At 42.2% G+C, this 11253-nt stretch carries 5 protein-coding genes; all 5 read right to left on the bottom strand.

Annotation, left to right across the window (positions count from 1 at the left end; genetic code table 11):
• Positions 1 to 11: 11 nt before the first annotated feature.
• On the bottom strand, positions 12 to 2291 hold the full coding sequence (locus M3085_RS11285; protein ID WP_178256879.1) for a GH92 family glycosyl hydrolase: 2280 nt from the start codon (positions 2289 to 2291) through the stop codon (positions 12 to 14).
• Between the two features lie 41 nt (positions 2292 to 2332).
• Positions 2333 to 3328 carry a FecR family protein gene (locus tag M3085_RS11280; protein ID WP_249053031.1) on the bottom strand — a complete coding sequence of 332 codons (996 nt, stop codon included), beginning with the start codon at positions 3326 to 3328 and terminating at the stop codon, positions 2333 to 2335.
• A gap of 140 nt (positions 3329 to 3468) precedes the next feature.
• Positions 3469 to 5685: a GH92 family glycosyl hydrolase gene (locus tag M3085_RS11275; RefSeq protein ID WP_249053030.1), complete on the bottom strand. Its 2217-nt coding sequence runs from the start codon at positions 5683 to 5685 to the stop codon at positions 3469 to 3471.
• 247 nt (positions 5686 to 5932) lie between these two features.
• The gene (locus M3085_RS11270) at positions 5933 to 7741 is read right to left on the bottom strand and encodes a SusD/RagB family nutrient-binding outer membrane lipoprotein (RefSeq protein WP_178256876.1); all 1809 of its coding nucleotides are present in this window, start codon (positions 7739 to 7741) and stop codon (positions 5933 to 5935) included.
• A gap of 21 nt (positions 7742 to 7762) precedes the next feature.
• Positions 7763 to 11170, bottom strand: a complete 3408-nt coding sequence (locus M3085_RS11265; protein WP_249053029.1) for a SusC/RagA family TonB-linked outer membrane protein — start codon at positions 11168 to 11170, stop codon at positions 7763 to 7765.
• Positions 11171 to 11253: the final 83 nt, after the last annotated feature.

Genomic DNA, 11253 nt, shown 5'->3' with positions numbered 1-11253 from the left:
TATTCAACTTATTATTGTTTCACACCCCATTTGGTCGGCTGATTAGTCATAACCAGTTCCAATGCTCCACCGTTAACAATGTCTTTATGTTCGAAGAAAGGAACATCCAACGGTTGTCCGTTCAGAGTAGCCGACTGAATATATTTGTTTTCCTTTGAATTATTCTTCGCAGTGATGGTAAACGTTTTGCCGTTAGGCAGATTGATAACAGACTGGTCGAACACCGGACGTCCGATAGAATACACCGGTTTTCCCGGACATACCTGATAGAATCCCATTGAGTTAAGGATATACCATGCAGACATCTGACCACAGTCTTCGTTGCCCGACAAGCCGTCAGGGTTATTACGGTATTGTTCCTTAAATACCCGGTCAAGCAATTCCTGAGCCTTCCACGGACGGTTTACGTAGTTATACATGTGGATAACATGATGACTCGGCTCGTTACCTTGAGCATACTGTCCGATAAGCCCTGTAATATCTGCCGAAACCACATCTCCTTCCAGTTCAGAAGAAGCAGTAAACAGAGAGTCTAATTTTCCTACAAAGGCATCTTCGCCACCCATCAGTTTTACCAAGCCCTCAATATCGTGGGGAACAAACCAAGTCCACTGCCAAGCTGTTCCTTCGCAGTAATCATCATTCCGGTGATTAGAAGCACGGGGATTAAACGGAGTACGCCATTTTCCATTAGAGTCAACTCCACGCATGAAACGGGTAGAAGGATCAAAATAAAGTTCGTATGCTTTCGCAAACTTCGCATACTTCTCTTTATTCTTATAGTCTCCGGTTGCTTCGGCAAGAACCGAAATACAATAATCATCGTAAGCATATTCCAAAGCCTTTGCTACCGATTCGTTTTCACGGTCGCACGGAATATAACCCAACGTATTCTTATAATAACGTGCCATAGGCATCAAGACAGGCAATACCTTTTCCGGACATACGATACCGGTTGTATCATACTCAGCAGTACGCAGACAAGCCTTGTAAGCCTCATCCAAATCAAAATTCGCATATCCTTTGGTATAAGCGTCTGCTATCAATGAAGCTGCATGATAACCAATCATCGTACCGGTGTAATTTCCGGCAAGTTCCCATTTGGGGAATACACCACCTTCTTGCGCTTTCAACATCAACGAACGGATAAACTCATTATTCAAATCCGGATCGATGATAGAAAGCAACGGATGAAGGGCACGGAACGTATCCCACAAAGAGAAAATCGTATAAACAGGCTTATTGACATCTCCTTGATGCGGTTTCAGGTCCATACCGAAATAACGTCCGTCTACATCGGTAAACAGGTTCGGACTGATAGCCGTATGATACATCGCTGTATAGAAGATTGTTTTGTCTGTTTCATCGGAAGTGGTGACATCTATTTTCTTCAGATAATCATTCCATGACTGGCGTGCTGCCTTACGGATGCCTTCAAAGTCCCACGCCGGGATTTCAGCCTCCAGATTCTTTTGCGCACCTTCCATATCTACCGCCGAGATACCTACCTTAACCATCACTTCTTCGTCTTTCTGCGTAGCAAACTGCAACAAGACTTTGCAACGGGGCTGCATTTTTCCGTTATGGTCGGTCAGCGTATCGCGCACGATAGTGTAAGTAAAAGGCTTCGAGAATTTAGCATAGAAACTTGCCTGCTGATCGAATGCCCAATATTCAGTTAATTTATGTCCGCGTATTTCGGTATCACTCACCACTTCCACTTGCATATCCAAGTTTTTCTGGCGCTGTATAGAATAATCCAAATCTAAAATAAATCCGGATTTATCGCTTTCGGGGAACGTAAAGCGATGTAAAGCGGCACGTTTGGTTGAAGTCATTTCTGCCTTCACGCCGTAACGGTCGAGAAATACAGAATAATATCCCGGTTCAGCCGTTTCGTTCTGATGAGAAAAAGCCGAAGCGTAAGGCAGGTTCTGCTTGGTAAAGTCCTGCGGATTATATGTCTGCTCACCCACAGTAGGCATCAACAGGAAATCACCGTAGTCGGCACATCCCGTTCCGCTCACATGCGTATGCGAGAAACCGTTCATCAACGAGTCTTCATAATAATATCCCGAACAAGCATCCCAGCCATCGATGCGGGTATCAGGACTCGGCTGAATCATACCATTAGGAACTACCGCACCGGGGAAAGTATGTCCATGACCTCCCGTCCCGATAAACGGATTAACATAAGCAGCATAATCTTTTTCCACAGTTGCATCCGTAGAACATGCTGCAAAAAGCATCATACCGACGCAACATGTAATCGTAAAAACTTTTCGTATCATAATATTATACTTCAAGGAATTAATTACTTGAATTTTATTGATTATTTTTTCTGTGACAAAAATATTGTATTCTGACGAATCTCATAGCATATATGCAAAGTATTTTGCAATATTTCCAACACATCCCCAACAGATTCTTTCTTCCGTAACACTCCCGAATAGGTTTCTGTACCATCGATATCGGGTGAAAGAATAATATCTACCTTATACAAGGTTTCCAATGTTTCGGCAATACTGAAAATATTTGCGTTTTTAAAAGGTATCAGGTTATTATGCCAAACGGCGTCTAAAGCTGTATTGCTTTCGCGCACATTCATCCGTCCGGTCACCGTATTCAGCTCTACCCGCTGACCGGGAACGAGCGTAATCGACCCTTCGTCCTTATTACCTTTTACTTTAATTTCGCCTTCAATCAATGATGCTTCCGCTATGCGGCAAGAAGGGCTTGCCTTGAAATTAAACTTGGTTCCCAACACTTGCACACTCATGGCATCGTTATAGACAGTGAAAGGGCGATGCCTATCTTTATTTACTTCAAAATACGCTTCACCTTCCACCTTCACCTCACGCTCTGCGGTGCTAAAATTCTCCGGGTATTTCAAGACTGAATTTTCGTTCAACCAAACTCTGCTACCATCTGAAAGAACAATATCTTTCGTTTCTTGACTTCCGGTAACCACAGACAGCCATTTTTCTTGCGGCGACGAACTCCAATAATTAAAAGAAAATACAGAAACGACAAGAAGTACAGCAACAACGGCAGCATATTTAAATAAACGGTACAAGCGTCGAGTTTTCACAAGATGCTTATTTTTTTCAGCTTCGATAAAATACTCTAACTTTCTTTCCGCTTTCTGCAACGACAGCTTTTCATCTCTGTCATTTTGTTTGCCCAAGAAGTATATCTCTTCCCATGCAAAAAACAACCGGGCATGTTCGTCCGACTCGTTTACCCAACGAATAATCGCTTGGCGTTCGTCTTCCGAACATTCGTTGTCGAAAAAGCGTACTATTTCACGATAACCTGTTTTTTTCATAACCTTTTTACCTTGTTTCCTTATAGAGAACAATTCTCTACAAGGAAACACTTATTTCATTAAAAATTAAATAGCTGAATCAAAGATATTCTGCCATGACTCCACTTTTTATCAATTCGATATTTTACTTTCATTTCTTGCTATTTATACCAAACAGTGCCCGGCTCTTTTCCCATTTCAAATTCTAAAGTAGCTCCATCCATAATTTGCTGGTGAGTGATATAACACTTATCATACGGAGCGCCATTCAGCTTGACTGATTGAATATAAATATTCTCATGGCTCACATTATGAGCTATTACCGTAAAGGTTTTCCCATTACTTAAATGAAGTTGTGCTTTAGGGAACATCGGCGTACCTATTTCGTAATTGCCGGATATCGGATTAACCGGATAAAATCCCATGGCACTAAATACATACCATGCTGACATCTGACCACAATCTTCATTTCCACATAACCCTCCCGGCGTATTCGTGTAAAACTCGTGCATAATTTGTGCTACATACTTTTGAGTTTTCCACGGCTCATTTACCTTATTAAACAGATAAGAAACATGATGGCTCGGTTCATTGCCATGTGCATACTGGCCAATCATACCTGTACTGAATATAGGGAGTTCATCATCGGCAGAGGGATGGAAAGTGAACATACTATCCAATTTTTGAGTAAATCGTTCAGTTCCTCCTGACAAACCAACAAGTCCGTCAATATCATGCTGTACCGACCAAAAATACTGCCAACCGTTACTTTCACAAATATCTTCGGTATAAGCATCTGCCTTGAAGCCTTCTATGAAATTACCTTTGCTGTCACGCGGTTGCATAAACGTAGTAACCGGATTAAACACATTCTTATAATTCAATGCACGCGCATCAAATTCTTTCATTACATCTGTTTTACCCATCTTCTCAGCCATACGTGCGATGCAATAATCATCGAAAGCATATTCCAATGTTTTTGAAAGCGACCAATTTTCGTAAGGTTTCAAGTCATAAGGTACATAGCCTTTTTCTTTATACACCCCGATGGCACGATACTCATCTATATTTGCTGTTTTCACACATGCCTCCAATGCTTTTTCCGCATCAAAATCGCCAATGCCTTTCAAATAAGCATCCACAATAACCGGAACAGAATGATAACCAATCATCATATCTGTTTCACTTCCTTGAAAGTTCCATACAGGAAGACGCCCGTTTTGCTCATAAAAAGCGATAAACGATTTCACCATATCGTTCGTACGTTCAGGCTGAGTATAAGTAAACAGAGGATGAGAAGCCCGATAAGTATCCCACAATGAGAAAGTACCATAATTCACCCACCCGTCAGCCTGATGTACCTGCTTATCCGGTCCGTAATAAGCACCGTCTACATCATTATAAATCGTCGGAGCCAGCATACTATGATAGAATGCCGTATAGAAAACAGTTTTGTCATCCTTATTGTCAGATTCTATTTCTATCTTAGCCAACTCTTTATTCCACAGTGCTTTAGCCTTCGCCAAGTAAGCATCAAAGTCATTATCGGGGGCTTCAGCCTGAAGGTTTCTTGCTGCACCGTCCATACTGGTGCCCGAAATGGCTGTTACTACCGTGAGTTGTTCGTCTTTCTGCGTTTGATAATCGAATCGTGCCACTACGCCGTTGCTTATTTTCAAACCATCTTTTTCGATAAGCACCGTGTCAAGACTCATTTTATCAAACGGGCGTGAGAAACGAGTATAGAAATAAATCTTCTGTCCACGTGCCCAACCGTCGGAGAAGCGATATCCGCGTACCGTTACCGAGTCTACAGCTTCAATAAACGATGCCTCCGTAACGTCCCAGTTCATGGCTTTCGCCAAATTCAGGAATACAGCCGATTCTGCTTGCGGGAATGTATAACGCTGAACGCCGCAACGCTCGGTTGCAGTCAATTCCACATTAATACCATAATCGTCGAGCATTACCTGATAATATCCGGCATACGCGCTTTCGCGGTCGTGAGAGAATTTCGAATGAATACCCAACGGAGCTTCCGCTTCCTTATAAGGGAGGGTTACAGGCATAAAAGAAATATCATACAAATCACCTGCCCCCGTCCCCGAAAGATGGGTATGGCTGAATCCCGCAATGGTACTGTCGGGATAGAAATAGCCGGAAATCCGATCCCAACCCGGCAAACCATTATCCGGGCTTAACTGTACCATACCGAAGGGAACTTGTGCCCCCGGATAGGTATTTCCGGTAAAATCCGTACCGATAAACGGGTTGACAAACTGAGTATAATCCGTATCACCCGTTACAGATTTTTCTTGCGTGCCACAAGCCGTAATTAGAAAAGCAAATGCACAAACAGAACCTGTTAAAAATCTCATAATATCTAAGGCTTAAAATTTAAAATTATAGTATTAACCTTAATATAAAACAATAGAATAAAGAAAAACACTTAGCTTATTTCTTAATTTTTCTAATAAACGAGCCGAATAAGTATTTTAATCTTAACAAACTTGTCAAAAATATTGTTTTTTTTCGACACCAGCTTAATATTTGGCATAAAAAAAACGGAGAGCAATAAAAATACTGCTCTCCGCATGGCATTTATCTCGTCAAGAGATCGGTCAATTATCTGAAGTTATTAGGTTGATGCCATTTTCCGTTGTCATCCATCGTATCGGCCACGTCCCACCAAACTTTGTCGCCTTGCGTATAAGTCGGTTTCAACGGGTTACGAGATTCACTGTCTGGATATTGTACACGCTTAATCAACTTCGTGTTCGGTATTTCACCGTTAGAGTTGTTACCACCTTGCGGCACCAACATATAGCGCGGATAATCGGTACGACGCACCTCGGCCCATCCTTCGTTACCGTTCGGGAATACGGCAATCCACTTCTGCGTAATAATCTGTTCTAACTGTTCTTCTTTTGTACCACTACGGAATGCTTCCAAACCTTGCAGGTTATTGATATAATCACTGTAATTAGTAATTCCATAATAATCCATAGAGGCACGAATGCCGTCAAGATAATATTGCTCAGCGGTTTCTGTTACACCTGCCCAGCCACGCAAAGCAGCCTCAGCTCTCAAGAACAAACTTTCTGAATAACCGAACCAAACAATTTCACGAGCCAGATTCCACCAAATCTGCGGATTCATAGCATCGGATTGCAAATTACAGCGGTTGGGTGAGTATGTAGTGGTATACGAACCTCCAATATTAGTTTCACCATTACGTACACCTCCGAAATCTTTATCCGATTCTTCAGGTACAGCCTGATTTAACTTATCAAATTCGGTAGGACGGAACCAAAGAATATTACAACGAGGATCAAGATAACAATTATCTTCACTTGCGTTAAACATGGTTTCATCTACTCCACCGGCTGTATACAAACTGCTCGGAGCTTTTTGTTCAAATCCCGGAGTATCTGTTGTCACACCCGGTTTCAGAGCTTGATTCTTATAAGCCCATTCCATTTCTTTCGGAAGAACAACGTTAGCAGTCCAACTGAACAACAGAGCATAAATGTTTTCATTACCTCCGGTGATATATTGACGTTTCGGAATCAGCGTCATGTTATCGTCTTGACTTTGCATCAAACCTGAAGGATCTGCAAGAGCAGCTTCACCTTGTTGTTTTGCCAGACTCGGATTTACGTTAGAAACACGTAATGCCAATCGCAAACGCAACGTGTTTGCAAAACGAATCCAACTTTCAACATCACCGCCATAACACAAATCATCTTCTCCCAAATCAAATTGCTGCACACTCGGAATGTCATGCAAATTGGTAATAGCCTGATCCAAGATGTCGAAAATCATACCGTAAACTTCTTCTTGAGAAGAATATTCTACGTTCTCTTCCGGTGGAAGAGCACCTTTTACGTAATACTTGATAGGAATATCACCGTAAGTATCGGTTTGTGCAGACATCAAGAATGCGTAATAAATACGTGTGATATAAAATGCCGTATGATAATACTCTTTATCGCAGAACCAGAATGTTTTAATCAACTGGCTGTATTCGCTCACCGTACGGTCATCATAAAAGTGTTTCCAGCGGTTAGCCGACCAACCATCATTATAAGAATAAGTAGGCGAGTTGCTTACAAATCCGCTAACATTATTTCCCCAATAACCCGCATAGATATCATGGGTAAGATTGGTTGCTGTTTGGTAATCGTTATACAAACCTTCGTAAACGAAATTAGAAAAAGTAGCACCTGCCGAACCTTCGGTAGCACGCAAACTTTCAAGTGCATTATCTGATACGGTATAATCGATATCGATTCCGTCGGCCGTTCCGCCAATGATTGATGGGTCGTACACTGGCTGATACGGATTGGTATTCATTTCTTCAAAGTCATGACATCCGGCTAACATAGCCAATAACGAACATGCAGCCACTGACTTATATATATTGAATTTCATAAGTAACTATTTTATTTAAGATTAGAAACCTAAACTAACTGACAAACCGAATGTACGGGTGTACGGCAGAGCCGCATAGTCGATGGCCTGAGAGAACATCGTTGTATCATAACCACCTTCAGGGCTCGTACCCGGAGTATGTTTCAACAAATAACACAAGTTACGTGCTACGAATGAAACGTTCAGTGAAGTCAACGGAGTTTTCTTCAGCAGCTTTGATGGGAATGAATAACCCAATGACAATTCTTTCAGCTTGATAAATGAAGCGTCATACAAGAAATCTTCCGGCAGCAAAGCGCCATAATATTGAGATGCCGTAATCTTGGTCGTATTCACTTCACCGCTTTCTGTAACACCGGGGAATACCATCATATAGCCATCGCTTTCGCCACGGTTTTCCGTACGTTTAGCCAAACCGTTTCCGGTTGCAACCATTTCTGAATAAGAAAGGATGTCACCGCCAAACTTCATGTCAAACATAGCAGACAATGTAAAGCCTTTATACGTAAACGTAGGAGATACAGACATTGTAAGTTTTGGCTGGATGTTTCCTATCGGATTAGCCACACGGATACTTTCATCTGTAATCGTCAAAGGCAGACCGTTCGCACCAACTACGATGTTACCGTTTTCATCACGCTGATACAAAGTGTTTGCATAGATTTCACCTAATTTTTCGCCTTCACGCGCACCTACATTGATCGGGAAGTTAGAGTCGCCGTTAAAGAACATGTAACTTACACCTTGATCGGGAGCCAACTCATTAACCTTCGAAACGTTATGAGCCATGTTTACGTTCAAGTCGAAAGTGAAATCTTTCGTATCAACAATGGTAGAATACAACATCAATTCAACACCCTGATTCGAAATCAAACCGGCATTTACCCACTGACCACCTGACCACGGAGCCGCAGCCGGCACTTTCATAATCTGGTTCTTGGTCTTGCTGTAATAGTAAGTAAAGTCGAAGCCCAAACGGTTTTCAAAGAATTTCATATCCAAACCAACTTCGTATGAAGTAGCGATTTCAGGTTTCAGCTTATCGTTCATCTTCACATTATCGCGGGTCGGAACAAGAATACCGTTATCGAATGAGTAAGAATAAGTGTTATACAACTGATAAGGTTCAGTATCCTTACCTACTTGGGCTGCCGACAAACGCAACTTGGCAAATGTCAACCAGCTCGGCAACGTCTTATCCAAAGAGCGGACAAAGTCGGAAATTACGAAACTCAAGTTGGCAGAGGGATAGAAGAATGAGTTATCTGATTGTGGCAATGTAGATGACCAGTCATTACGTGCGGTCAAATCCAATGACAGATATTCTTTCCAAGCCAACTGTGCAGAACCGAATACTGAGTTCATGGCACGTGAATATCCACTTTCGGCAGCCGTACGAAGCAAATTGGCAGCATTAAACATCCAGTTGCCTTTAATCAGCATATTGCCTACACCCGCACTCAGGGTTTCGTATTTTTGATACATGAAGTTAGCACCGAGGTTAGCACCCAAACGGAAGTTATCCGTAATTTGCTTGTCAGCCATGAACATAAATTCAGCATTTGATTCGAAGAAGTTTTCTTCTCTACGATCCATAGCATCATTAGTAACCATAGCCAGACTGCTTTCACCATTGATACCATCACCTCCATTAGTCTCTTCGATACGGGTACGATAGTAATCGAACGCATATTTAGCAGAGAAATGCAACCAATCGGTAAAATTAATCTTCGCATTGTAGTAACCGAATGCACGCCAGCGTTCATCCGAATTATGACGTTGATTTAATACATAATACGGGTTACGTACACCGGCGGTAGGTCCGTACCAGTTAATATGTACATGATCATCGTCTGAATACTGTCTCAAGTCATCCAAACGAATATTGTGAGGAATACCCATCAACTGATTAATAGCACCGTAAGTACCATACATCGGACGGTCTTCAGCTTTTGTACGAGACAGTGAAATCTTACCGTCCATTGACAAGTACTTATTGATTTCTGTTCCTGCATTCAAGTCGATATTGATACGGTTCAGCTCCTCGTTCGGGAATACACCGTCATTATCTGAAGCACCGAATGAAGCACGATAATGAGATTTTTCCGTGCCATTGCTGATAGATACGTTATGATTCTGTGAAAAACCGGTTTCAAAATAATCCTTCAACTTATCACCGTATTTAGAATAAGCATAAGTTTCGCCATTCCATGCTTCTTTCATGCTGCCGTCAAGAACAGGACCCCAGCTTGACCCATCTGTAGCTGAATAAACAGCTCCTTCGTTAGAGTCAATATGTCCTTGTCCGTAACGTTCTTGCATTTCGAGCGTTTCAGCCACTTTCGTCCAAGTAAAGTTACCACTATAACGAACACCGAAACCATCTTTCTTTGAACCTTTTTTCGTGGTTACCAAGATGACACCGTTACCGGCACGGCTACCGTAAAGGGCTGCGGCATTAGGACCTTTCAATACCGAAATACTTTCAATATCATCGGGATTGATATCCAAAGAAGCGCCACCACGGTCAACACCACTATAAAAAGAAGCATCTGAACTGTTGTTATCGCTGAACGGAACACCGTCTACAATCCACAACGGCTGGTTGTTATCGCTCAATGAAGAGTTACCACGGATGGTGATTTTGGTAGAACCGCCCAGACCGGTGGCTGAAGTGTTCATCGACAAACCGGCTACTTTACCTTGCAGCGCACTGGTAACCGAGGGGTCGCCCGTCTTGTTCAGTTCGTCGCTCTTCAACTCTTGGACGGCGTAACCCAACATCTTCTTCTCACGCTTGATTCCCAATGCCGTGACAACGACTTCGTCCAACATTTCAGAGTCTTCCTTCATCGTAAGGTCGATTACGTTCTTCCCGGCTTCAACGGGCATTTCTACCGTCTGATAACCGATGTAAGAGAACTGGAGGACAGCACCCGTAGGAACGCTTAACGTATAATTACCGTCCCAGTCGGTTATCGTTCTGTTAGTTGTACCTTTTTCCACGATAGATACACCAATCAATGCTTCTCCCGTTGCATCGATGATGCGGCCGGTAATCTGCTGCTGGTCTTGCTGGGTTGAACGGACAGAAACAGTGGCAGAGGTAGATTCTTTCGACAAATAAATTACATTGTCATCTACACGGTAACTGATGCCTTTTCCTGCCAATGCTTTGTCAAGGACTTCTTCTACGGAAGAACCGCTTGCTTCTACTGAACCGATAGGCATTTCAGCCAGTTCATCATCGTAAAAGAATTGATACTGGGACTGCGACTGAATTTGCTGAATCATAGTCCCCAACTGAGTATTGGTTAAAGCAATGTTTAATTGCGCTGACACTAACTGTGAGGGTACAGTAAACAGTGTCGAAACCAATAATGCCCGAACGACTTTCTTCGAGCTCATGCACGAGTTTTTGCTTCTCATACCTGCTTTTCTAAGGTTAGACATAAAATTTAATGAATTTCTCTTCTATTTACTAAAACTTAATGGAATAACAATTATCTTTT

The organism is Bacteroides caecicola, assembly GCF_023337095.1.
Lineage (GTDB): Bacteria > Bacteroidota > Bacteroidia > Bacteroidales > Bacteroidaceae > Phocaeicola > Phocaeicola gallinarum.
This window is presented reverse-complemented; position numbering and strand designations above follow the sequence as displayed.